The 23,947-nt window shown below is 52.8% G+C and carries 22 protein-coding genes and 3 pseudogenes; 11 read left to right on the forward strand and 14 right to left on the reverse strand.

Translation table 11 applies throughout. The features are described 5' to 3' along the window. Nucleotides 1–16 precede the first annotated feature (16 nt). The 3 genes from KRR23_RS14360 to KRR23_RS14370 are packed head-to-tail and all read right to left on the reverse strand — an operon-like array spanning nt 17 to nt 3,114. A complete protein-coding gene (locus tag KRR23_RS14360; RefSeq protein ID WP_054597387.1) occupies nt 17–859 on the reverse strand; it encodes a carbohydrate ABC transporter permease in 843 nt (280 codons plus the stop codon). Then, a complete protein-coding gene (locus KRR23_RS14365) occupies nt 856–1,818 on the reverse strand; it encodes a carbohydrate ABC transporter permease (protein WP_216743027.1) in 963 nt (320 codons plus the stop codon). Before KRR23_RS14365 ends, KRR23_RS14360 begins: the two co-directional genes overlap by 4 nt. Before the next feature lie 21 nt (nt 1,819–1,839). Next, nucleotides 1,840–3,114 (reverse strand): ABC transporter substrate-binding protein, encoded by a 1,275-nt coding sequence (locus tag KRR23_RS14370; RefSeq protein ID WP_216743028.1) that lies wholly within the window; start codon nt 3,112–3,114, stop codon nt 1,840–1,842. Nucleotides 3,115–3,272: 158 nt separating this feature from the next. Here KRR23_RS14370 and KRR23_RS14375 point away from each other — a divergent pair, with 158 nt between their 5' ends. The 5 genes and pseudogenes from KRR23_RS14375 (at nt 3,273) to KRR23_RS14395 (ending at nt 7,003) form a co-directional block, all read left to right on the forward strand. Continuing rightward, complete coding sequence (locus tag KRR23_RS14375; protein ID WP_216743029.1) at nt 3,273–4,856, forward strand: carbohydrate porin; 1,584 nt, start codon at nt 3,273–3,275, stop codon at nt 4,854–4,856. 25 nt (nt 4,857–4,881) lie between these two features. Next, nucleotides 4,882–5,097 (forward strand): annotated as a pseudogene (locus KRR23_RS14380) (helix-turn-helix domain-containing protein); the annotation flags it as partial. A gap of 61 nt (nt 5,098–5,158) precedes the next feature. Further along, the gene (locus KRR23_RS14385; protein WP_216743030.1) at nt 5,159–6,067 is read left to right on the forward strand and encodes a carbohydrate kinase; all 909 of its coding nucleotides are present in this window, start codon (nt 5,159–5,161) and stop codon (nt 6,065–6,067) included. 107 nt (nt 6,068–6,174) lie between these two features. Next, nucleotides 6,175–6,294 (forward strand): annotated as a pseudogene (locus KRR23_RS14390) (transposase domain-containing protein); the annotation flags it as partial. 97 nt (nt 6,295–6,391) lie between these two features. Next, on the forward strand, nt 6,392–7,003 hold the full coding sequence (locus KRR23_RS14395) for a transferase (RefSeq protein WP_216743031.1): 612 nt from the start codon (nt 6,392–6,394) through the stop codon (nt 7,001–7,003). Nucleotides 7,004–7,104: 101 nt separating this feature from the next. On the opposite strand, the pseudogene KRR23_RS14400 reads toward KRR23_RS14395, so the two are convergent. The 4 genes and pseudogenes from KRR23_RS14400 to KRR23_RS29120 all read right to left on the reverse strand — a co-directional run. Further along, nucleotides 7,105–7,230: pseudogene (locus KRR23_RS14400) on the reverse strand (transposase domain-containing protein); the annotation flags it as partial. Between the two features lie 662 nt (nt 7,231–7,892). Continuing rightward, nucleotides 7,893–8,231: a hypothetical protein gene (locus KRR23_RS14405; RefSeq protein ID WP_216743032.1), complete on the reverse strand. Its 339-nt coding sequence runs from the start codon at nt 8,229–8,231 to the stop codon at nt 7,893–7,895. Nucleotides 8,232–8,375: 144 nt separating this feature from the next. After that, nucleotides 8,376–9,251, reverse strand: a complete 876-nt coding sequence (dapA, locus tag KRR23_RS14410) for a 4-hydroxy-tetrahydrodipicolinate synthase (RefSeq protein WP_216743033.1) — start codon at nt 9,249–9,251, stop codon at nt 8,376–8,378. A 330-nt stretch (nt 9,252–9,581) separates the two neighbouring features. Next, a complete protein-coding gene (locus KRR23_RS29120; RefSeq protein ID WP_367880655.1) occupies nt 9,582–9,866 on the reverse strand; it encodes a hypothetical protein in 285 nt (94 codons plus the stop codon). 1,071 nt (nt 9,867–10,937) lie between these two features. On the opposite strand from KRR23_RS29120, the gene KRR23_RS14415 reads away from it, so the two are divergent. The 4 genes from KRR23_RS14415 to KRR23_RS14430 are packed head-to-tail and all read left to right on the forward strand — an operon-like array spanning nt 10,938 to nt 15,111. After that, on the forward strand, nt 10,938–12,668 hold the full coding sequence (locus KRR23_RS14415) for a DDE-type integrase/transposase/recombinase (RefSeq protein WP_216743034.1): 1,731 nt from the start codon (nt 10,938–10,940) through the stop codon (nt 12,666–12,668). A gap of 18 nt (nt 12,669–12,686) precedes the next feature. After that, complete coding sequence (locus KRR23_RS14420; RefSeq protein WP_216743035.1) at nt 12,687–13,595, forward strand: TniB family NTP-binding protein; 909 nt, start codon at nt 12,687–12,689, stop codon at nt 13,593–13,595. Nucleotides 13,596–13,635: 40 nt separating this feature from the next. Then, nucleotides 13,636–14,076: a hypothetical protein gene (locus KRR23_RS14425; protein ID WP_216743036.1), complete on the forward strand. Its 441-nt coding sequence runs from the start codon at nt 13,636–13,638 to the stop codon at nt 14,074–14,076. A gap of 27 nt (nt 14,077–14,103) precedes the next feature. Continuing rightward, nucleotides 14,104–15,111 (forward strand): hypothetical protein, encoded by a 1,008-nt coding sequence (locus KRR23_RS14430; protein WP_216743037.1) that lies wholly within the window; start codon nt 14,104–14,106, stop codon nt 15,109–15,111. A 460-nt stretch (nt 15,112–15,571) separates the two neighbouring features. On the opposite strand, the gene KRR23_RS14435 is transcribed toward KRR23_RS14430, so the two are convergent. Beyond that, entirely contained in the window at nt 15,572–15,868 is a 297-nt protein-coding gene (locus tag KRR23_RS14435; RefSeq protein ID WP_253912094.1) for a hypothetical protein, read from the reverse strand. 127 nt (nt 15,869–15,995) lie between these two features. Between KRR23_RS14435 and KRR23_RS14440 the strand changes: the two genes are divergently transcribed. Together KRR23_RS14440 and KRR23_RS14445 are read left to right on the forward strand one after the other, a co-directional pair. Next, the gene (locus KRR23_RS14440) at nt 15,996–17,600 is read left to right on the forward strand and encodes an ATP-dependent endonuclease (RefSeq protein WP_216743038.1); all 1,605 of its coding nucleotides are present in this window, start codon (nt 15,996–15,998) and stop codon (nt 17,598–17,600) included. 244 nt (nt 17,601–17,844) lie between these two features. Beyond that, nucleotides 17,845–18,657: a UvrD-helicase domain-containing protein gene (locus KRR23_RS14445; RefSeq protein ID WP_367880651.1), complete on the forward strand. Its 813-nt coding sequence runs from the start codon at nt 17,845–17,847 to the stop codon at nt 18,655–18,657. Nucleotides 18,658–18,735: 78 nt separating this feature from the next. On the opposite strand, the gene KRR23_RS14450 is transcribed toward KRR23_RS14445, so the two are convergent. The 6 genes from KRR23_RS14450 to KRR23_RS14475 form a co-directional block, all read right to left on the reverse strand. Further along, nucleotides 18,736–19,686, reverse strand: coding sequence for a hypothetical protein (locus KRR23_RS14450; protein ID WP_216743040.1), 951 nt, complete (start codon nt 19,684–19,686; stop codon nt 18,736–18,738). Nucleotides 19,687–20,122: 436 nt separating this feature from the next. Continuing rightward, nucleotides 20,123–20,302 (reverse strand): LysR substrate-binding domain-containing protein, encoded by a 180-nt coding sequence (locus KRR23_RS29410; protein WP_216743167.1) that lies wholly within the window; start codon nt 20,300–20,302, stop codon nt 20,123–20,125. Nucleotides 20,303–20,418: 116 nt separating this feature from the next. Next, nucleotides 20,419–20,745, reverse strand: coding sequence for a LysR family transcriptional regulator (locus KRR23_RS29415; RefSeq protein ID WP_216743041.1), 327 nt, complete (start codon nt 20,743–20,745; stop codon nt 20,419–20,421). A gap of 39 nt (nt 20,746–20,784) precedes the next feature. Next, the gene (locus KRR23_RS14465; RefSeq protein ID WP_216743042.1) at nt 20,785–23,133 is read right to left on the reverse strand and encodes a type I restriction enzyme HsdR N-terminal domain-containing protein; all 2,349 of its coding nucleotides are present in this window, start codon (nt 23,131–23,133) and stop codon (nt 20,785–20,787) included. A 181-nt stretch (nt 23,134–23,314) separates the two neighbouring features. Next, nucleotides 23,315–23,503: a zinc-binding dehydrogenase gene (locus KRR23_RS29420; protein ID WP_216743043.1), complete on the reverse strand. Its 189-nt coding sequence runs from the start codon at nt 23,501–23,503 to the stop codon at nt 23,315–23,317. After that, nucleotides 23,497–23,946 carry a zinc-binding dehydrogenase gene (locus KRR23_RS14475; RefSeq protein WP_216743044.1) on the reverse strand — a complete coding sequence of 150 codons (450 nt, stop codon included), beginning with the start codon at nt 23,944–23,946 and terminating at the stop codon, nt 23,497–23,499. The genes KRR23_RS29420 and KRR23_RS14475 overlap by 7 nt, the downstream gene beginning before the upstream one ends. Nucleotide 23,947: the final 1 nt, after the last annotated feature.

The following is a 23,947-nucleotide window of genomic DNA, read 5'->3' on the forward strand; positions in this document are numbered from 1 at the left end:
TTGTATTTGTTGGGCATCAACCCTTTAACGCGCCGGCAGTGAGACCGGAAACGATTCGGCGCTGGAATATCAGCACCAGAATCACCAGTGGGACGGTGACCAGCACCGATGCGGCCATCAACAGCCCCCAAGGCAGCTCATGGGGACTCCCGCCGGAAATCAAGGCGATGGCGACCGGCACCGTGCGTTGCGTGTCTGTGAGGGTGAAGGTCAGGGCAAACAGGAACTCGTTCCACGCTGCTATAAAAGCCAATAAGCCAGTGGTGACCAGTGCGGGCCAGAGCAGCGGCAACAGCACACGAGTAAGCGTGACCCATGGGGACGCGCCATCCATGATTGCCGCTTCTTCCAGTTCATGGGGCAGTTGCCCCATGAACGTGGTCAGCACCCAGACGGTGAAGGGCAGGGTGAAAATCGTGTAGCTCAGGATCAACGCCCAGGACGTGTTGTACAGACCCAGGGCGCGGATCACCTCGAACAGCCCCGACAGTACAGCGACCTGGGGAAACATCGAGACGCCAAGAACCATCATCAATACCGTGCCACGCCCACGGAACTTCACCCTGCCCAAGGCATAGGCGGCGGTCAGGCTGAGGAACAGCGCCAGCGTCACCACGCAAAGCGCAACCACCAGCGAGTTACCGATAGCCCGCAGGAATGAGGATTGGTGGAGTACCGCCGCGTAATTGGAGAAGTCGGGGCTATCGATCCAATAACTCACCTCGAACAAGGCGCTGGACGGCTTCAGCGAAGTCACGATGGCGTAGTAGAAAGGGAAGACCGCATACAGCAGCAAAATCCCGATCAGACACCAGAACCCGAGGCGCAACAGCGCTTTTTTGAGTAGACGCTGGCTCATGAGCGAACCTCCAGTTGACGACGTCCGAGGTAGAGATAAAGCATGGCGATCACCGCAACGACCAGAAACAGCAGAGTCGAGGCCGCGCTGCCATAGCCAACATCCTGGAACTCCACCAGGTGCTGGCGGGCATAGACCGACATACTCATGGTGCTCGAAGAGTTCGAGGTCAGCACATAGATAACGTCGAATACTCGCAGGGAATCGAGGATGCGAAAGATCGCCGCCACCAGCAATGCAGGCATCAACAGTGGAAGCGTGACACGCCAAAACACTTTCAGCGGATGAATGCCATCGACCCTGGCGGCTTCGTAGCAATCGCTCGGCAACATCTGCAAGGCAGCCAGCATCAGCAGCGTGACAAAAGGTACGGTCTTCCAGACGTCGACGATGATGACCGCCCACATCGACAGATCCGCATCTGCCGTCCAGGCCAGGGGAGCGTCAATCAGACCGAGGCTCAGCATCAGGTGATTGATGATGCCGAACTGGTCGTTAAGCATCCATGACCAGATCTTCGCCGAGACAATGGTAGGAATCGCCCAGGGAATCAGAATCAACGCACGCACCAGGGAACGGCCGGTGAACTTGATGTTCAGCAGCAACGCCACCAGCAGCCCCAGAACGACCTCCAGTCCCACCGACACCACGGTGAAATGCAACGTGTTGCGCACAGCGTTCCACCATTGTGGATCGACCAGGATGCCCGACCAGGTGGAACCGTCGTGGAACAGATAATTGCTCAAGCCTACGAAGGAGCCGCCACTGGTGTCCGCCAGACTGGCGTCGGTCAGGCTGAACCAGAATGTCCGCAATAGCGGCCAGGCCGCCACCAGGGCCAGACACAGCAACATCGGTGTTAGAAACAGCCAGGCGGCGCGTACTCGGCGACGCTGTATGGGCGTTTCCCTGGTGAGCAGGAGCTCGTCACAGGAGGCATGGGTAGTAGAGACAGACATGGTGATTTCCTTCCTTGTGGCTTACCAGTTCCGGCGTTTGATGCGCGTGAGTTCGCTTTCCAGTTCGGCCAGCGCCTGATCGACAGGCAACTCGCCCGCCAGCACACCATGCACTCGATCGAAGAACGCATTGGAGACCCGTGGATAGCGATCGGCAGTTATTGATGCGGGGCGCATGACCCCGTCGTTGAGAATGCTGTGGAGCTGACTGTAGTAAGGCATTGCCGCGAGCAGTTCGGGATCTTGATACAGCGACTCGATAACCGGGTTATAGGCGCCTATCAGAGCACGATGTTTTTGCTGTTGGGCACTGGTCAGGTAGCTCACCAGCTCTGCGGCAAGTTTCGGATGGGCGCTGTAACGCGATACCGCCAGGCCCCACCCACCGAGGGTGGATGCATGGTTGCCGGTCTTGCCGCCCCGGGGCAGGGGAGCGACCCCAACCTTGTCTTTTACGGCGCTGTCCTGGCTTTGTACCAGGGCCCAGACATAAGGCCAGTTACGCATGAACAGCGCATTTCCCGACTGGAATACGCCACGTCCTTCTTCCTCGGTGTAATTGAGCACGCCACGCGGGGAGATGTCTCCTACCCAGCTTTTCGCCAGGGTCAAAGCCGCTCTTGAGGCCTGACTGTTAACCACGATGTCTCCTCGTGGATTGACCAGTCCGCCTTCCGGTTGGCTGCTGATCCATTCCAGCGCATTACACGTCAGGCCCTCGTAGGCGCGTCCCTGAAATATGTAACCCCACACATTGGGGTTACCGGCGTTGCGTTCGGCCTGTTGAACATCCCTGGCGGTAGCGGTCATTTCCTCCCAGGTCTGGGGAACTTGCTTGTTGTACTTGTCGAGCAAGTCCTTGCGGTAATACAGCAGGCCCGAGTCGGTGAACCACGGCATCGTCACCAGCCGTCCGTTTACCGTGGCGTTATCTACCTGTGCCTGGAAGTAGCCTTGGGTAGCGTTGGCTGGAAGCACCTCGCGCAGATCCATCAGATGTTTGGCCAGCATCCCCGGCCACACCATATCGATTTGAATGATGTCGATGTCGGTGGACTGCGCACTGAGGATCTGTTGGTAGAACGACAACCTCTCGGTCGCCGAGTTAGGCGTGGAAACCACCTCGACGTTGTTGCCGGTCTGTTTCGACCACGCCTCGACAGCCTCCTTGCAGAGTTGTAACTCTGCACCCACCGCACCGCACGAGATCGTCAAATCGGCTGCGCTCGAGACGGATGGAAGTCCGGCACAGAGGGTGAGTAGCGCTGCTGGAAGGAGAGATTTCAGCTGTTTCATAAAGCCCTCTTTATTTTTGTTTTTAGAAAAGATAACGTTAACATCGTCAATGTAGCAGCGTATCCAAAATGAGGCATCTTTTTTTTTCTTGATTCGGACGATTCACGACTCACGAAAAAAGGTCAGCCAAAACAATAAAAACAAAACAGGAAATCCAAATGCAGAAAGCATCAAGGTGGCTATTCGCAGGCGTGCTCAGCGCATCGGCGGCAACCTCTCAGGCCGCTACTCTGGAAGAGCGCATGGCCGCGTTTGAAGCCCGTGCAAGCGCGGCGGAAAAGCGTGCGGCCGCAGCCGAACAGCAAACTCAGGCACTCGCGAAGGAATTGCAGCAGATCAAACTTGCCACTCCCGCTTTGCAGCCCGCTGCATCCACTGCATCCACTGCATCCACTGCATCCCAGGCAACGAATCCGGTTCTGGACACCCGACTGGCAAAACTCGAAGCCCGCCAGGAAAGCATGGAAAAACAGGCCAGCACTTCAAACCTCGCTGATGGGTTCAGCTTCAATGGCTATGCCCGCTCTGGATTGCTGATCGACGAGGGGCTTGGTGGTGGTCGTGGCGGCCCTTATACAACTCCGGCCGGCTCGGTTGGTGGTGCAGTCGGGCGACTCGGTAACGAAGACGACACCTACATGCGTATAGACCTGTCGAAAGAAATCTATGCGCAAAACGGCACCCGTTCCAAATTCACGGTCTCCATCGCCGACGGTGTGGAAAGTTCCAATGACTGGACGGCCGACGAAAGCAAACTGAACGTGCGCCAGGTATTCACAGCGCTCGACCATGTCGCTGCATTCAAGGGCAATTCAGTGTTCGAGAACGCCACCCTGTGGGCAGGCAAGCGATTCGATAGAGATAATTTCGATATCCACTGGCTGGACTCGGACGTCGTCTACCTGGCCGGCACCGGCGGTGGAATCTACGATATGCAGATGAACAAGAATTGGCGCTCGAATTACTCCTTGATTGGGCGTAGCTACGGGGATTTCAGTCAAGGAGGTATTAACGCCGATGTGGCAAGCTACATCCTGACCTCCAACCAGTTCTTCGACGATGGTCAGTGGCAGTGGATGTTCAATGGCATCGGCGCAAAGAAAAACGATTTCGGTACCCGCACCAATAAAGCCGGTTTGACGCCTGCGGATTCCGGCTTGCACACCATGCTGGCCAATCACCAGAAAAACTTTTTCGGCAGAGAAGGCTTCTTCAAAACGGCGCTGCTCTATGGGCAAGGTCTGGGGGCGGAGGTCAAGAACGTCGGCTCGGATGGTGAACTGATTGAGGATGCCCGCGCTCTGCGTCTGGCACTTTACGGTGAAACACCCCTTGCGCCTGACTGGCGCATCGGGCCCAGCTTGCTGGCCGAACAGAGCAAGGATAGATACGTCAAGGGTGACGACTACCGCTGGCTGACGCTGAACGTGCGATTGGCTAACAAAATCAATAGCAACTTCGAGATGGCCTACGAAATGAGCTGGCAAACCATGAACCTCGACCCCAAGGGCTATCTACAACGTAATGCGGTCGACGGTAACTTTTGGAAATTCACTGTCGCCCCGACATTCAAACTTGACGTTGGAGATCTTCTCACACGTCCCGAATTGCGAGTGTTCGCAAGCTTCATGAACTGGTCTTCGGATCTGGACAGATTCAGTACCACAGACTCCTTTGGCATGACGGACTTCCACGCCGGAGGTGTATGGCAATACGGCATACAGATGGAAACCTGGTTTTAATATTTGAACGCGCCGGCCAACATGTCTTCAGCGCGCCTGCCGGCTGTTCTTGCATACAGAGATGTCGGTTGCAGACATCTGTTTTGGGGTTGGCTATGAAAACCTATCTAACTTCAACAGACCCTTTCGCGTCGAAATGGAACAGACACCGAGCGAATATCGTCGCGGAACAGCGATGACGTTATTCAATCGAAACGGTGCTCATCAATCCCTGCCTTACCAAAGCGCATTGAGTAAGTGATTACCGGTCGAAGCTGATCAACCGGCAGTTATCCCTACGACAAATAATTGAGGAAGTGACGATGGTATTGCCTCGCGCAGTAGTATTTGGCGAAGCCCTGACCGACCTTGTCCAAGGCACTCCTGGGCAGTGGAAGGGCTACCCAGGTGGTGCTCCCTGGAACGTTGCACGAGCGCTAAGTCGCTTGGGTGTTAGCAGCGCTTTTGCTGGGTCGGTGAGCATAGATTCACTGGGTGACGAGATTGTTTCGCAGTCGGAAGCGGCAGCGTTAGATATGAGGTTTATCCAACGGGTAGACCGAGATCCTTTGGTCGCCATCGTTCCATCGATCCGTCCCCCAAGATACTTTTTTGCTGGAGATGCCGATCTGTTTTTTGATCCAGATCTGATGCCCGAAGGATGGATCAACCAAGCAGAGCTGTGTCATTTCAGCTGCATCAGTTTGGCTCGACAGCCACTCGCAGACAGGCTGGTTAAAATTGCTCAGCAGGCCAAAGAAGCTGGTAAACGGATTAGCTATGATCCGAACTGGCGCAATTTAATGGATAGCCATTATCGGGAGCAGACCTTCCCTACGATGACCACCCTTGCTGACATGATTAAGCTTTCCGACGAAGACCTTCGGCAAATTTATCCAGGGCTGACCGAACATCAGGCAATGGATGAGCTTCGCGCTCTTAATCCTCAGGCGCAGATCCTTTTTACCCGAGGGGAACACGGGATGAGTCTCCACACCCCGGACAGCCAACTCGATCAGCCGGCTATTGCCGTGAAGGTGGAAGACACGGTTGGAGCAGGAGACGCTTGTATGGCTGGTTGGCTGGCTGCGGAGTTGCTGGGGATCGCAGGCTTGAGAGAGCGCCTGCGATTTTCAGCGGCTTGCGCATCCATATCTTGCCGCCATGCCGGAGCCCATGCTCCCGCGCTAGCTGATGTGGAAGGTTTGCTGAAGCTGCTAATACATACCTGATCATAGTTGCCGGCGCTGAGAAATCGTCTAAGTAAAAAGACGCGGCGCCGACACTGGCCTTGGTCACTAGCGTTTCCCGCAGTAGCACCTGTTAATTGGATAGAGCTAAACGTGCGGCGGCGATCATGAGTTTGATCCTGTCGGCGCGGCTCAACGGGCATGATCCGTATGCTTACTTGAAGGATGTTCGTATCCGTCCGGCGAAGTCATCTACCCAGCCCTGCTAGCCAAGACATGGTGTGCACTTGAATTTTCAGAGGACGCGATTGTCCTTAACGTCAGGAGCGCGGATATTTCCGTACCTTATTGCCTGGAAGATTTTCGATGAAACTACCTGAGATCAGTACGTTTATTGCTCAGTGGCCCTTGTTGGGCCTGGCTCCCCCTGCCGCTTGGCTGGTTTCCCAGGACTGCGAAAGCCAAGTTCTGGCTTTGCTGGCACGGCTTGGAGCAGGTTATCGACGCCATGGAAACTGTGCCGTCCACGAAACTGCCGTTGTTGAGCAAGGCGCTGTATTAAAGGGCGCGATTATCATCGGCGCAGGATCCTTCGTGGCGGCGGGTGCCTACCTACGTGGAGGCGTTTATCTCGGCAGCAATTGCATTGTTGGCCCAAGCTGCGAAGTGAAAAGCAGCTTCATGCTTGGAGGAAGCAAGCTGGCACACTTCAACTTTGTCGGCGACTCATTGATTGGCGAGAACGTGAATATCGAAGCAGGTGCAATCATAGCCAATTACCGCAACGAGCTAGATGGTGCGGATATCAAAGTCCGCTATGCAGACAATGTGATCGAGATAGGAGTTAACAAATTCGGTGCCTTGGTCGGCGATGGCTGCAAAATTGGGGCGAACGCAGTCATCGCTCCCGGTGCGCTACTGCGGCCAAACACACATGTCCCACGTCTCGGGTTGATTGACCAGTTTGCCTACGATTAAGCAGCATCAACTGGAAAGCCGGCCAGGCCCTGCTCGTGGCTGCTCTTGCTTGGCCAGTGAGCTTCGGCGGTAAGCTCCTGCGGAACTCATTCTTGCGCAAGTTAGGCAGGCACCCACTGATGCGGTAGCAACTGTTCGATCTCACTCGCCCGCTGCATCGGCAGTCGCGCCAGCAGGTCTTTGAGATAGGCATACGGATCATGCCCATTCATACGTGCCGATCATAACGAGAGATTAGAGGTTGAAGGCATCGTCGTTAACCAGTACGAGGCTCGCAACGCACTACCGCAACGACTGCTCGATGAGTTGATTGCCGAGAAGATGCCGGTACTGCCTGCGTACCTGATGAGCTCCTTGAAAATGCATGAGTCACATCAAGCAAGCAGGCCGCTGATCTATCTGGAACCGCAACACAAGCTCACCCGGCAATTCGTAGAGCTGTTCAGCTTGCTCGAGGGGCGCCCTGAATGTGACTGCCTCATGGATGCGGCGGCCACTACCGGGTAGTAGCGTAAGGACGCCTATACTCCGCTGGCAAAGTAATCGGAATCGGTGGATTGAATGAGCAAGGATAGAAATAGCAGGGAAGACCAGAGCATGGACGGCAAGATGAAGGCAGGCTAGCCTCTGATGGAGCGCGCGGTGCAGGCGTTACGCCGGTACCACGAAGCGCAAGAGACGCAGCCTGCGGAGAAAGTGGAGAAGCTGCGCCTCGAAGCGGAAGCTCTGTTCGCTGCTGTTCACGAGTATCAGCGCCAAGCCCTTGGCGGGCCTTCACCTCGGTTGCATTGAGCGAAATCTACGATAGCGAATCTCGTCTCAACCCGAATGGTGCGAAGGCGGTTTACTACGAAGAATGCATCAAACATGCGCTAGCGCCGATGATGAGTCAGAGCGCATTTAGCAGGCGCTCAAGTTGCTCACCCTCCCAGCCACTCAATAGGTCGACAGGGTTAGTGCCGAAGCGCTGCCACGTTTCAAGATTGCCGACTCGACCGTCTGGTGCCCTGCAATCCTCGCAGTAGTCGAGGGTGTCGCAGTCATTGAAAAGTGTGAGCCGCCAGCCGTCGATCTCGACAGGCATGTGGCCGTTATAGATTTCGTTCCAGGACTGACTGCAGTTTCTTGTCATGGTGCGAGTGCCGAGCGCGACGTCCTTCAGGACTTGGTAAACCTCGCGGGCGGTGAGAGGGGAGGTTGTGTTCAAATCAATCTGTGTTCGAGTCATCGCTTGCCTATAGCCCAGCTGTGGTGAGGTTATATACGGCGCAGTCGCCTCTTCGGGCCAAGGGCCCGGCTGAACACTTTCGAATGGAAAGCTTTAGGGCCCACCTCACGATCATGTCCGCTGCGGCCAATGGTCTCCTGTTTTCTATTTGTATTTGTTTTCCAGCACCTTCAATACACTCTGCAAACGCACTTTCAAAGCCTCGCTGCTCCCTTGCATAGGAGCGCGCAGTTCGTCGCGGATCAAGCCTTCGAGAGCCAGTGCAGTTTTCACCGGGGCCGGATTAGGTTCGACGAAAAGACTATGAATCAGTGGCAACAGGTTGAAAAAGGTCGCGCGCCCCGTGGTTAATTGGTTGTCTCGAATCTGCTGGTACAGCGCCACGAACAGCTCGGGATGAACATGGGCCGACGCGGCAATCGCGCCTTTGGCGCCAAGGCACAAGGCGCTGAAGATCTGATTGTCTTCACCGCACAGTACGTCGACCTGACTGCTGGCCAGCAGCGCCTGGGTATTGGATTGGTTGCCGCCGCAGTCCTTGATCGCGACGATGCGCTCATGGGCAACGATGTTGAGCAGGGTCGCCTGTTTGAAAACCACGCCGGTGCGGTACGGGATGTCGTAAAGAATGATCGGGACGCTGGAGGCATCGGCAACAGTTTTGAAAAACGCTTCAAGGCCTGCCTGGGAAGGGCGGATGTAATACGGTGGCGGCACCAGCAAACCCGCTACGGGACGTTTGAGGATTTCATTCTGGAACTGCAGCAGCTCGGCCAGATTGTTGCCGGCCAGGCCCATGACCACCCGTTGCGCCGGCACTTGTTCCAGCACGGCATCGAGCACGGTCAATTGCTCATGTTTGCTCAGCGCCGCCGCTTCCGCCGTGGTACCGCAGACCACGAGGCCATCGACGCCTTTTTCCAGCAGATGGCCGACCAGCCGCCGCAACCCGACGAAATCGATGGCGCCGTTCTGAAAGGGTGTAACGAGTGGAACCCAGATACCTTGAAACGAGGACATGCACTTACTCCTGAAAGTTGACCGATGTAGTCACCGTCAGAAGCGTAGAAGGAGGTAAGCAGGGGGAGGGTGCCCGTCGCGCTCAATGTCCTGTCAGCTCATCTGACGGGACAGCGCGCCCCGGTCACATGAGCGACTGTTTCTTCGATTTGAGGGCGTGTGCAACGCAACCTTGCGCCTTGGCAATCAAGCCAATAACGGAAAGGTTAGCGTGAGATGTTGTACTCATAATTGGGCACACCCTGAATGAGGTTCGTATATTTATTCGTGGCTGGTTGGGGTGTCAAGCGCGTTGTGTGCCGATTATCCGCAAATGAATTGGCAAATACGTCAAAGCTCATTCAGCAGACGCTCTAGCTGCACACGCTCCCATCCGCTCAGAAGCTCGACTGGATCAGTGCCGTCGCGCTGCCGGGTTTCAAGAGATCCAATACGTCCGTCAGGCGACCTGCATTCCTCGCAGTAATCCAGAGTGTTGCAGTCATTGAAAAGCGTGAGTCGCCAGCCATCGATCTCAACGGGCATGAGTCCGTGATAGATCTCACTCCATGACTGATTGCAGGCTTTCTTCATGACTCGTGTGCCGAGTGCGACGTCCTTCAGTAACTGAGCTATCTAAGGGAGGGTGTGAGGATGGGACGGCAAGAGCCTGATTTTTTGGGAAACGGGGTTTTGTGGAAAAGCAACCGGGGGTGTCGGCGTTAACAGAAAAAACCCAAAATGTAACTTTTTGATTTCCAACGTTTTTTTGATAATTTCGACTATTAATCGTCAAAACAATCCGGTTTGACGATTATCTTCCAAAAATTTGGCGCTCACTGCCAACAGCGAATCCCCCCAGCACACCACGATTGAGATTGGCAATCCCAGCAGTGCTACCAGCCCTACAGCAGTAATGTGCAGACCGCACGATTTCTCGGCCAGCACACTTGCACATGTACGGCGCGGCTATGAATTAGCGCGAGTCCTCATAGATGGTGCCGCCTTCCGCGCACACGCCTAACGCGCTTGACGTATTACGTATCCATAACCTCATGAGTGTCACTCACCTGAGCTCTTCCTTCAGACAGCCCGACTGGTTAATCGGCGACTTACACTATCCCCAAATTGCCGATTGGCCGACCAAAACGACAGGCACTTCACATCAGAGGGCCAAGTGCCCATCGGAATGGCGACACGATGTATGAACATGGCAGGTGAAGCGCAGAAAAGCTCAGGAAGCCCAGCGTCTCGGACGTCTAGGTTATGCCAGGCACCCACAAGGTTTTCCCGGGGTGAATACCTTCAGCGAAAGCAGGAATCACATCTTGTGAGAGCCATTGGATGGCGATAGGAGCAACTTAATCCTGTCCGGTCTCAACAAAAATTCATCGAGTAGCACTGGTGCAGCGAAAGTTGTTTAGGTCATGTTGTTATAAGCATATTTCATTCAGTTATCAACAGCATACTAATGCAATACTTAAGCATAAATTGATTCGGGAACTTAAAAGATAACCTGATAGTTTTTCGTAAATTTAAACTTATGAAAATATGGGCAAAAACGAATGTGGCACATTGATTGCCTAAGATATCGGGACAATATTACAGAAAGTCGGCTTAAATTTAGCTGTGATTTTGACCCCTTGACGAGTCCAAGTGTTCTGGCAAAGCTAGCCGTTCGGCACCAAATCCTAACGGCGGCGGCTGATGGCAAAAGACACATGGAGCGAAGATGGTATAGATCCAGACAGTTTCGATGACGTATTCGTAGTCCCTCCGAGGATGACCAGAGAGGACGAGTTTGAGGCGGCGCGGCGATGGGACACGGTAGAACAGTTTCTGGCCGGAAACCTGAGCAGAGATGAAGCTGAGTCGGAGTTGGGTGTAAAAGGCAGTAGGTTTCGGGATCTATGCCGTGACTTTAGACGATCTGCTAATCACCTAGGACTGGTCAAAGGGAAAAGAGGGCCGAAACCCGGTACATCCAGAACGCCGCCTCACTACATACCAATTTTGGAAGCGTCATATAAAGTCGCGTTTAGAAGTAAGCGTGCGTCAATTGCAGCGGTCAAGAGAGAGGCTGACGCGCGAGCGAAGGCGGCGGGACTTCCTCCGCTCACGACGCACCAGGTGCGTACTTTTGTGCTCGCGATTCCGAGGAAGGAGAGAGATAAGAGACAACTTGGCAAAGATGAATTCAAGCAAAAGCATGAGGTGCGCGTAGGCAGCCGAGTTGTGACTCGACTGAATGAAGTCTGGCAGATGGATCACACTCAGGTCGATTTGTTGGTGGTGGATGAGTTTGATCGAAATAGAATTATTGGTCGGCCTTGGGTGACGATGATCATCTGCGTACTGACCCGAGTCATAGTTGGGTTTTATCTTTCGCTGAGGTATCCAAATCTAGATACCGTAGCCGCTGCTCTAGTATTTGCGGTATTAGATAAAGACCAAAGGCTTGTGGAGCATGGTAAAAAGCCAGGCATCTACCCGGCTTGTGGTTTGCCAGAGATAATCTACACAGATAATGCCGCAGAGTTTGTTAGTGACTATTTAAAAATTAAACTCAAGCGATATGGCGTGAAGTGGGATCATCGCCCTAAATACAAAAAATTCTACGGAGGAGGCATCGAGCGGGTTATAGGAACATTTATGACTCGTCATGTTCATTTTTTGCCAGGTTCGACAGGGTCTAATGTCGGCGAGAGAGAAGCATTTGAGAGCGAGTACAATGCCAAATTTGATTTCAAGCAATTCGCAAAGTGGTTTTTTCATCGCGTTATTGTGTATCACGGTACTATCCATCGAGCTTTAGGGCACTCCCCGCGTACAGCCTGGAACCGTCAGGCCCTGAAATTGACAAGTGTGCCGCGTAGGATCATTGGGATTCAGAACGAAACAGCGTTCCGGATGACGTTCTTACCCTCTGACACGCAAAAACACCCAGTGACCCGTCTAGGGGTTTATTTTGCAGGTAGACAGTATATGAGCGAGGAGCTGTTTCCGTACGTTAGTACGGGAGAGGCTTATGAGATTAAATACAATCCTTTAGGGGGGGTGTCAGAAATCTGGGTCAATGTCTCTGATGATGTATTTATCCGGGCTAAATGCGTGATATGCAAAGAAGGGCTGTCTGATAATTGGGAATCTTACACTGAAAGGCGAGACTACTTACGGCACAACCCTTTATTAAAAGGCCAAACACCGGGCTCATTGGATTGGAGTGATGAACATGTATTCGATGCTTATGAAGAGTCGCGTACGATAGAGGAGGAAGTTGAGGAGCAGCACAAGGCTTACAAGAAGTCGCAAAGCGTCGAGTCTAGAAAAAAGTGTCAAAAAAATATCAGTTCGAAATCTGAGGAAGAGTCGCCGGCTGCCACAAATGCACTTACTCCCGCAATACCTAAGATTAGAACCAACGATTATGATTTCTAGAATAGCGGTAGGTGATCGATGAGTGACTATACGCACGTGGTGGAGAGTCGGAAGCACTTGCTGGAGCTTGATATGACCCAGCGGATGGCGATTTGTGGTGATGATTTCTGGATCCCGATGGAGCGTTATGATAAATACTTTAAAATTATAAACAAGATTTTGACGCGTCAGAATCAACATCAAGCGCAATGTATTTTGTTTACAGCTCGACCAGGAGGCGGTAAGACTGCATTTGTTAACCAAATCATGGAGGTTTATCAATTCAAGCCAGAAAAAATCATGAAGATTCAGATGGAAGAAAATATTGATAAATTTAGACTCAAGGAGTTGATTCTTGATGCTTTCGATATAAGAACCGGGCCTCGTGCAGGACGAGCCTCCAGGACGGCCATGCTGCGTCGTGCTATCTCTGAAGGCAACTACAAGGCGCTGCTGGCGGATGAAACACACGACGCGTTAAATGAGGCGGAGCGCACACTACTGCAAAACATGTCTCTACTGAAGCATATGTGCGGCGGGGTTTACAAAATGGCACTCTTAGCATTTGGTAACGGTGCTGCAAGCGAGGTAATTCGCTCCGACGATCAGACTGGTCGGCGATTTGTTCACTATGTTCTCCCAGGGTGGGGGTTGGATGATGAGTTCAGAGAATTTGTCTGGAGTTATGTATCACATCTTCCGCTTCAGCTGCCGAGTAAAGATGTGCTCAAAGATGAATTCTTGGCCAAATTGTATAAAGCCTCCTGGGGAGTGATGGACAACTTTGTCAAAATTCTCAAAGCGGCTGCTGAGATCGGTATCGAATCTGGTGATGAATGTATCACCATAGAGCATATTGATAACTATAAGGACATTTGCAATCAATGTGGATACGCGATTGTCAAGCCTACTCCGGATAAGAAAAGGCCGCGTCGTGAAAAATTGTAATGTTGATAGAGTGGCATGTCGTGCATATGAAATATTGCAAATGGAAGTTGCTAAGTTTGTTAGAGTGACAGGCGAGGCCGGAAGTGGCTTTACTCCAATACTCAGAAAAATTCTGGCTTATCCCTCAGTAGGGCACTCATCAGTTTTTATAGAAGAAATTTTTTTTGACTCCGAGCATGGGTTGTTAGGCTGGGTTTCAAATGCTCTGGGGCTGTATGAGGGGGGCGTAGCTGCTCGGGGGAAAGTCCCGGCTCATCTGCCAGAGTTAATTAGATTGAGGGGTGTTAGGTATTTAATATTCGACAACTTTCATGATGCATTTTATGTGCAAGGGGTTTCGAGGGCGGGAATGGCAAAAGATATAAACTTGCTTTTGTCCGCATGTGCAGACCTGCGAATCATAGTAACTCAAAAAGTCGGGCGTGATGATTTTGTATTCATCGATCTACTAGAGCATCCAGTGTGTGACATTCGCACATAGCCAAACCGTAAGTCGGAGGACGCAACTTTGTCGCTTATTGAACGTTTTGCGCCCGTACCGGATGAAACTTTTTTTAGTTGGTTGCATCGACAATCTGTATTCAGTGAAGCGTTCCGATATCCGCTCTATATGCTGCTGGACGATTTTGAAAGATGCAGTCGGGTAGATTCATTTGATCGAGACTTTGACTTTGGATCAGCATTTGCCGCAGGAGCATTACATCATCTATCACTAACCTCTAATCAATGTGAAACTTTATTCGGGGCTTCGATTTGGTTGCTTCCTCAATATAATCGCCGTGCATTCTGCTGGGAATGCCTTCAAGAACATGTAGCGACAGTTCATTACCCTTGCCACTTGATCTCATGGTGCAGCGTAGTACGAACGCATTGCTCGACGCATTCGTTTATGCTCCGTGAGCACCCTAGATCGGATCGATTGTCGTTGAATCTAGGTCTTGGAGCATTCGCGTATTTTTGTGCGAACAAAAGCAAGTACGATCGTGACGAACTGCACGAGCTTTTTTCTTCCAAGGCGATAGCTGACTACTGCCTAAGAATGGCTAGCTGCATTGAGATGGTAAAACAAAGTAAGGATGCAAAGTGTTCTTCTTATTGGAGAACATGCAAAATATTAATGCAAATAATGCTGATCCCTTCCTACGGGATTATTAGCACCATCCTTCACCGCAAGAGGGAAATGCATCGGACGTCGAACATCTGGCAAGCGTTGGCATATGCTCCTATTGGCGCGTCCAGTATTGATCGGGCTTTGGCATTACTGTTGGTAGGGATTGCAACGCGTTATTTCACAGAATCAGAATGTGTTGAGATAATAAATACGTTAGGGTGCTCGCAATATCTGGATATCCGGTTTTACGACCGTAAGACGCTAGGTTCCGCCTGCAATGTTTTCACTCATGAAAACGGAAAAGCAATAGCCCAAGCCCTCACTTATTCATCCTTTAAACTGGTGGATGCGCCCTTGGAAGAATTCCTTGCAGGTTTTATGCGCGGGTTAGGGCGGCGGAGATAGGGGATGAAATTTTTAAAAATAGAACTCCATGCGCTATCGCTGGGATTAATAGTTGAGTCCGAGTTCACCACCTGGGTCAATGTCTTTGCTTTAGTCGCGACGCGATCAGATTATACACCAATGTTGACTACTGTTTATGGTCAGCCAGCGAAGGCTAACGCCCTTAGGCATGAAAAGATTGCAGAGGTGGGCACAGACTGTCAGTGCTCGTACAAAATCAGTTCTTTGTCTGTCACTAATTCTGCAATGTCTGTCGCGTCAAATCAGATCAAGATTAAATTCCCTACAATGGATGACACTCACTTTGGGTTTATTTTTCTATCTGAACTCTATGATAGCTCGGTCGTTAGGTTTAGATCATATTCAAGCCTTGCTCGCATCCAGCTTCAAGATTTAAGAAAAGATCTGCAAAGAACCCACCGAAATCTGAATTCTCGAAATTGCAGTTAGATTAGTGGTGTCAATATCGGCTGACCGTCATTTTGTTCACGCCCAGATTCAAAGATGTCTGCGCCTGACTTAGGCCTTGAGCCTTGCACTGCTGTATCGACGCTTTGATGTCTCGATCAATCACGCGGCCGGCTGGCCGGCTGCGTAGGCCATCGTCATCCAACTCTGCCCGCGCTGCAGCGAGTGCGCCGGCGGCATCCAATTCGCACATCCGTTCGGCGAATTTTCCTAAGAGTGCCTCGACGCTGATATTTTCCTGGATCAGGGTGGCTGCGCCTACCAGCAATAACCGTAACGATTTAGCCATCGGTGATTGGCAGCGGTGCGACAAGGTGAAGTGAGATCGACAGGTACAACGATTCGCCTATAGCATCCCAGTGGCATCGACTGAAACCGCCAATAAACCTGTATTTTTCGCCAAGGGAATGACGATCATGATTACCAGAATTCACATCCGTGGGTACCGCATCTACAAGGATTTCACCCTTCTCCCCAACCCCAAAATGAATATTTTGGTCGGTGGGAACGACGCGGGTAAGTCCACCCTGATGGAGGCGGTCTCTCTGGCCCTGAACGGTCGGATTGGCGGCCGCAGCGTGCTAGAAGAACTAAACCCGCACTGGTTCAATACGGAGCTCGTACAGGAGTTCCTAGCTAAGCGGGCCGCCGGCAAGAAACCTGCACTGCCCGAAATCCTGATCGAACTTTACCTTCGCGATGACGATGAGTTGCAGGTGCTCTGTGGTGCCGTGAACACAGCCGTCCCAACCCATGCATGCCCGGGCGTCTTCTTGAGGATCTACCCCAACGAAGAGTATCAGGACATGCTGGATGACTGGCTAAAGGCACCCAATGCTCTGCTACCTGTTGAGTACTACACGTGCGAATGGCGGTCGTTCGCTGACCGGGAGCTAACCAAGCGCCCGCGGGTACTGTCGGTGGCAACCATCGACTCCAGGACAGTCAAATCCTCAGCAGGTGTGGACTACCACCTGCGTCAAATTCTGAGTGATCACTTGGAGACCACCGAGAAAGCTGAGATCTCGTTGGGCTTTCGTACGGTGAAAGCATCGATGACTGATTGTGCTCTCGCGACAGTCAATACACGGTTCGCGACATTGGGCGCATCTTTGCTGGCGGAGCCTATGGCATTAGCTATGGATCAGACGTCGCGCACGTCCTGGGAAAGCGTCATTACCCCTCACGTAGACAACGTTCCCTTCTCGATGGCAGGCCAGGGTCAACAAGCTGCGATCAAGATATCGCTCGCGATGAAGCGTCACTCGGCCAAAGTGAAGATCGTCATGATCGAAGAACCAGAGAATCATCTCTCTCATACCAGCCTGTCGACGCTTCTTGATCGCGTAGAGAAGCTTGCATCTGACGACCAACAATTGTTTGTTTCCACGCACAGCACATACGTGCTGAATCGCCTTGGCCTAAACTCCCTGCACCTGCTGAATCGGAACCATGCCTCGAAGATCACTGCCCTTGACCCCGGCACCGTCCGGTACTTCCAGCGCCTTCCTGGATACGACACGCTCCGTCTCGTGCTGGCTAAAAAGGTTGTCCTTGTGGAAGGGCCGTCTGACGAAATTATTTTCGAAAGGGTGTTTAATGACCTGTATGGGTTGACGCCCATGGCTGCCGGCGTAGATGTCATCAGCATGCGCGGGCTTGCACTGGCGCGCTGTCTTGAATTGTGTGCTGCAGTCGATAAGCCGGTCGCGGTGATGAGAGACAACGATGATATTGAGCCTGCCGAGCTTCGGGTGCCGGTCGAGCAATGGCTGGATGGCAAAAAGCGCGAGCTCTTCATCGGCAAGGTGAGTGATGGCCGTACCCTCGAACCGCAATTGATCGCAGCGAATGGGGAAGAACATCTCAGGAATGTGCTTGGGATCACCGACAGGGCAGATTTGGTTACCTGGATGACGCGCAAAAAGACCGAGGGTGCTCTACTTATCGCCGAGTCCGATAAAGCCCTTAAAGCCCCGGCTTACATGAGAGAGGCGGCGGGGTTCATCCAGAATGCCTAACCATTTGACGCTGGCCGTTGCGGGCGGCAGAAAGACGCAGGGTTTGGTGGATTACTGCCGAGAAGCGAATGAACGTAAGATTGCGGTGCTCACTTTCACGCAAACGAACCAGCAGGAAATCCGCTCTCGTTTAGCGAGCCAAGCGGGCGATAGCAGCACGCTGGAAGTCATGGGGTGGTACACCTTCCTGCTTCGACATTTTGCCCAACCATTTCTACGGTTCAAGTTCCCTAAGGATCGGGTCATGGGCTTTGACTTCGAGGGTCGACCGTTCCAGTTTGCCAAAGGCAAAAGCAGGTTCATGGACTCGGGGAGCCGAGTGTATGGATGCGAACTGGGCAAGCTCGCCTTTGAGCTGATGGAGGCCACACCGGCGCTTCTTCGCAGGCTCGAGTGCATCTACGACGAGATATTGATCGATGAAGTCCAGGATCTTGCCAGCTTCGACTGGGAAATCCTGGAGGTGCTGCTCGGCTCTAAAATCGATGTGCGGATGGTGGGAGATGTCAGGCAGGCGGTTTTGTCTACAAATCCTCGTGGCAAAAAGAACAAGAAATTTGGGTACGCCGCTTCGGTTGAATGGTTCAGGGATCGGGAGGCGCAAGGGCTACTCACCATTGCCTATGCGACCATAACCTACCGGTGCAGAACCGAGATCGCTGCTTTTTCCGATACCATCTTCGACGCTACCTGGGGTTTCCCGAACACCACTTCAGAGAACTTCGACGAGACAGAGCATGACGGTGTATTCCTCCTGCACACTCAGCATGTCGATGAATACGTGGGCCGGTATAGACCTCAGTGCCTAAGACATTCTGTGAGCTCGGCGAAACACCTTAATCTTGATTTCCAGAACTTCAGAGGGGTAAAGGGAGCGACGTTCGAGCGGGTATTGCTTGCACCCACTACCAATATTGAGAGTTTTATTAAGAAGGGAACGCATCTAGAAACTACGGCAGCGGCGGCATTCTACGTAGCCGTAACCCGGGCCCGGCAGAGTCTTGCGATCGTCGTCGACAAGCCCGGGGCATCGAAGCTACCGATATGGACTCCGTAGACCCCTTTATAATTCCAGGTCGCTGAATACGAGGGACTCGGATTTGCAGAGCCGGTAGCTGCAACGGAACTAGAGGCCTTACTTGTCGTAGTTGGGAGGCAGGGGGCAATCATAGTTCACGTCAATCATGTCTAGATTTTTCAGGTCGAAATTCGCGTAGCTTTTACCGTTGGACGTCCGCACCGCAGGCTGCCCGTAGAGGAAAACGAAAGCTGTCGGTTTAGGCTTCTGGGCGATTTTGGAGAGTCTGACCGCCATCAGGTTCTTGAGCTTGTAGCTCTCAATCAATGCATCGGAAACAAAGCTTGAGGTTACGAGGCTTTCGTTTTCACGCATGAAGTTCTTTTTGAACCTGATCCGGTAGGCATTTTGAGCCTTTGTACGATCAACGAAGGCCCAGCCGTAGTAAATTATGGGGTGGTCAGGGAGATCGTTTAAATCCTGCTCCCATATGCATTTGAAGATGCTGGCATAGGGTACGTCCTGCCCAGCAATGTTCAATCGGCGAAATTCCAGGGTTTTGTCGGAGCGGTATCGTATATACCTACTCACCACAGAGCGGACTGAGTAAATCGGCCCAATTAGGCCAGACTCCCCAAGCCGGGGTGTGTAGGGCCTGCTGCTTTTGGCTCGTTTCTTCGCGACCTGCACATCAGCGCCAGGCTCGAACGAAGGCTCGTCATAGTACGAGTCGGGGCGTTCTAGCTTGAAGACATCCACAATGGACTGATCGACTGTTCTGCGTTCTTGCCCGTCCGATGCTGCTGGCTCGAGCTCAAGGTCTACCGGCGCGCCATTGGCAATCCCGCAAGCTTCACTATGGATTCCATAGACCTTGAAGTGAGGGACTACCCTCATGTTCTGGACATCTTTGTCCAGATTTGCACATGTCACCTGAGCAGCGCAGTCCGCGCCGGGACACAGGAATGCGCGTTTATTGGTAATGACACCTGACCAAAACAGGTCATAGGCCCGGTCTGGATCTACGAAGTCGTTAGCCTCGATGCTGTAGGCCACATCCAATGACATAGTTCACCAAGTCCTTTTAAGCTGTCTGAAGAGCGGTCGCTAGTATCGGCCATTGCCTTATTGATGAGCCAGGGCTTTGATGCCTAACCATGGTCTAATGAACTCGGCAGGAATATGGGCGGGTAAACGCAGGCGATGCCGTCGCCGAAACACTTCCAAAGGAAGATCAAATGGTAGAGATCTTGAATCCGTTCTTCAATCTTGGAGGCTAGCGCCTTCAAGCATAGAGATCGAGCCTTGGTGGGGAGTTTCCGATTCAAGATCTTGATGCGGCCTCTCGCTTTTTTGAGGCGATTTATCCGGAGCTCAACGGTAATGACCTTCCTCAGCAAGAAGCTCAGCAGGCTCAGAACTGGTGGTAAAACATCGGGATTACTTTGGATTTTGTTGAGCATTAATGCGGCCATTCCAAAGCGTTCAGTTTCCCTAGGAAATCTCATTCAAGCCACTCCGGTGCGGGTAGTCGGATGAGTAGACATTGGTGTTGCTGCAGATCCTCGGGATGTTCAAGGGGGGCGCTGCGACTCAGATACTGCGGAGTTGCACACGCTACCATCTGATAAGGCCGGAGCGGTCGGACTACCAGGCTGCTGTCGCCGACGCCTGGCGGGCCAATTCTGAAAACTGTCTCGTAGCCTTATTCGATCAAATTGACCGCGCGGTCGCTCCCGTTCAGATCAACATCGACCTTGGGGTGGCGCGCCATGAGTTCACTGACGAAATTCACCACGCTCAGCGACCCGAACTCCCGAACTGATGTGGGGCACTCAAGCGAAGGTGATCGTGAGGCTCAAGTTGAAGATCCAAGGCGGGAGCGTCTGCAGCATCCGCGCCCGCGAGAAGAGCTGCGCATCGGTCGTAATACTGCTTTCCAAACTCAGTCAGGCTTTGGCGGCGGGTGGTGCGATTTAGAAGGCGAATCTGAAGTCGTTGCTCCAATGACTGAACGTGGCGAGCGACCATTTGGGATGACATTCCCAGTCTGTCGGATGCTGCCGCGAACGATCCAGAATCCGCGGCAACTACAAAGACCTCCATGGATCTGAGGCGGTCGAGCATCAGCGTATCCCAGTCTGTCTTGGATAAATGCCCGATTCTTCACTCATCACAACCCTCCACGCCTGAAAATATCAAGTCCTTCCAGAATTCGGCTAGCGCCTCAGTCATGCGCTGAGCCATAGCGCTCACTTCGGGATCAACGGAGCTCTGGAGCATGCCGACTACCGTCCGGAGCCTCCACGCGAGAAAATACTGTTTCTTCTTAACCGCGTACAACACCAGCTCTTCGAATGGCTTAGGACGTTCTGATGCTACGACGTACATCGCTTGGACGATGGGTTCTACAATCCCGCTTGATGGGCACAACAACTGGCCCACATCTTGTATGTTGTGAAAATGCAGGCCAATCATGTCTTTGAGATTGCTAGGAGCAGGTTTAAAGATGAGATCCTCGTAATTGCCCAGATTGGCGAAAATCCTCAAGTTCTTGGAAATCTCGTCTGCTCCCATAGCCATAGGTAATGCGGCGAGGTGGCTCAGAACGAGCCAGGGCTGGAGATTCCCTAGCAGGCGTTCATTCATCCCTTCACCAAAATGAAGACGGATACCTCTGATATCTTTGGTCATCACCTCAAGCACTGCACCTTCCTGCCGCCATGTTGCTTGGGGTTCGTTGTCCTCCAATGCCTCGATGATCTCGGTTAGATGATTCCCGTCTTCAACGCGAAACACCGCATACGCAGCGCAAAGGTCACCGTAGGGTACGAAGTCTGAGTGTTGAAGGATCCGTTCTAGAGTTGCTGCAACACCCTCGCTATCTCGTTGCTCATTGAGTTCAGCGGCCCACTGGAGAGACACGTAATGCGCCAGCAATTCTGGGAAACGGATGATCAATCGTGGGCCGATTGTCTGAGTGTCAACCCAGTGAATCATCCCCTGGTCGCATAGACGTTCGAGTCGGCTCGCTCCGAGCAACTCTTCAAGGGTGTCAGGATCAATAGATGGGGCCCCGAATGTTTCGACGATTCGATCTTTGTCCGAGCCGTTCTCTGATATGTCCTTCAGGTATGCGATGGCTAATTTGGATAGGTCATGCTTGAGCCGGGCATCCGCTCCAATGAGCCTGCTCGCGCGCTCCAGCATACTGAATCCCTGTATCGCAGGCACAGTCATGCAGCTTCGAAGCTCTTCGCCGGAGGCCGATGTCGTGGCCTCAGGCCGAAAATCTTGAGGTATTTGAGAAACTATGAGACGGAGATGACGGGGGCGGCGCAAGTCAGGGATCTGCGCAGCTCCGGGAAGGAACATAGCGCCTTTTTCTTCAAAAAGGAGCTGACATGCTGCGCCGAATTCATCTTCCGATAAGTCGTAAAGCTCAACAGCTTTCGCCAGGCGACCAAGCATGGTTTCTTCGGTGCGCCCGGGCAGCATCCGCAACGAGTCAAACGTACCGGTATCTGTTCCGAGTACGAGTTGTAACCTCTCGAGTTCAGAAAGGAGCAGCAGTTCTTCGAGTTCATCGGAAGGGATGCCGTCTACGAGAAGGATAAGTCCAGCCAACGACTGTCCTGTGATGAGCCATTGCCGAACGTCGTCTCTCGACACACCAATCGAGAGCTCGCGAGTGAGCTTGGCGGACAGGAACTGAAGAACGTCGCCAGAGTTGCGGCGATCGATGTATAGGGCAGGGACATCCTTAAGCGCTTTGACGAGCTGGATCATTGTGCAAGTAATGCCTGTTAGAGGAGGGCCATGAAGCACAACCACTCCCGTATCTTGCGCGAGCTCCTCCCTGACCTGATCCACCGCTTCGCGAGGAATCTGAAAGGTGTCGGTGCATGCCCGGTGATGATCACCGATGGCTCCGGTTTTGCTACTGATTTCCTCTGTGTTCCAGTTGTTGAGTATCTCTGTCCAGACCGCCGGCTCGCTACCCAGTAGCCTACGAATTGCACCCTCCACAGAGCTGGCTGCGAGAGCTGAGGTAGCTGACAAAATTTTGCTCAAGCCAGCTGCATCAGTTTGATCTTTTGGGGCTGGGGTTCCATCGTAGGTGAGCACGAGTCGTGTCGCCGCAGGATCACCACTGGTGACGAGAACCAACGGCACCATTGGCTGGTTTAGCCGGGCATAGGACAGACCTTGGTCGACATCCCCGTCGGTGATAGGTACCCCTGGTGCCTTGAGCTCCGCGAGCAAAAGCGGTTCGTCGTCAAGAAATACGATGACATCAGATCGACCCTTGAACGCATCTCCTTTTCCAGTCCCATCCACCTTGATGTGATGATGGCCAAGCTTCAAATGCAGATAGCGTTCTGCTCGGATGTTTGCGGGCAATAATGGGAGAGCCTCGCGTAGGCGAGCGATTATTGCAGCTTGGAAATCCGCCTCATTTATCGTCGGCTTTTTCGAGGCGACAGTGGGCGGTTTGGGTTTTTTAGGGGCCATATCGTCCTTGAGACATTGTTGGAGTGGACTCGGTAGCTTACCCGGACTGAGGCATGCAGGAACCTGCTGGACTGCCTTTTTTATCTGGTTGGGGGATCGGTCGGGTTCCACCTCACTACCCGATTTCAGTATTGTGAGGTGGTGAACTTCTGCGCCCGGGAGCAGCGTTTTCGCTGTGCCGCTACCCCGCGATGTCCAACACCACTTTGCCAACGGCGTCCCCAGCTTCGACCAGGTTATGAGCGTCATGAACGCTGCCGAGATCAAAACGGCGCTCATCCAGCAGAGGACGGATCTGACCAGACTCGATGAGTTGAGTCGCCTGATTGAGTACGACGCCATGATGAGCTCGGTTCAGACCTGTCAGCATTGGGAGAGCACGCACACGCCGGAAAGCGTGGCGCAACGCAGGGATCCGGTGGCCAGGTTGTGCGTTCCGAAAGCCGAGCAACTGGTGATATGGCCGTAGTATTTGATGGCAGCCATTGCGTCATCTAGGCTCGACCCTCCGGCAGTGTTGCAGATCACATCAAAGCCGTGACCGTTTGTGAATTGCCCAACGTACTCATCCACTGACACTGTCTGGTAGTCGATCGCTGTTGCTCCAAGAATCGCCAGAATATGCTTCTTGGGGCCGGAAGCCGTTGCGAACACATCTGCTCCCTTAGCTCGTGCAATCTGGATCTTCAAGCCATCGCGGCGGGCCGGGGCGGCTGAATAGCGAATGATCCCAAGCACTCTGAAGATTTCCGGCGGCACAGCTGCTGAGGATGTCCCATTCCATCTGCCATGCCAGGAAGGTTCAACGTCCATG

This window comes from Pseudomonas sp. CVAP#3, assembly GCF_018986375.1.
Lineage (GTDB): Bacteria > Pseudomonadota > Gammaproteobacteria > Pseudomonadales > Pseudomonadaceae > Aquipseudomonas > Aquipseudomonas helvetica.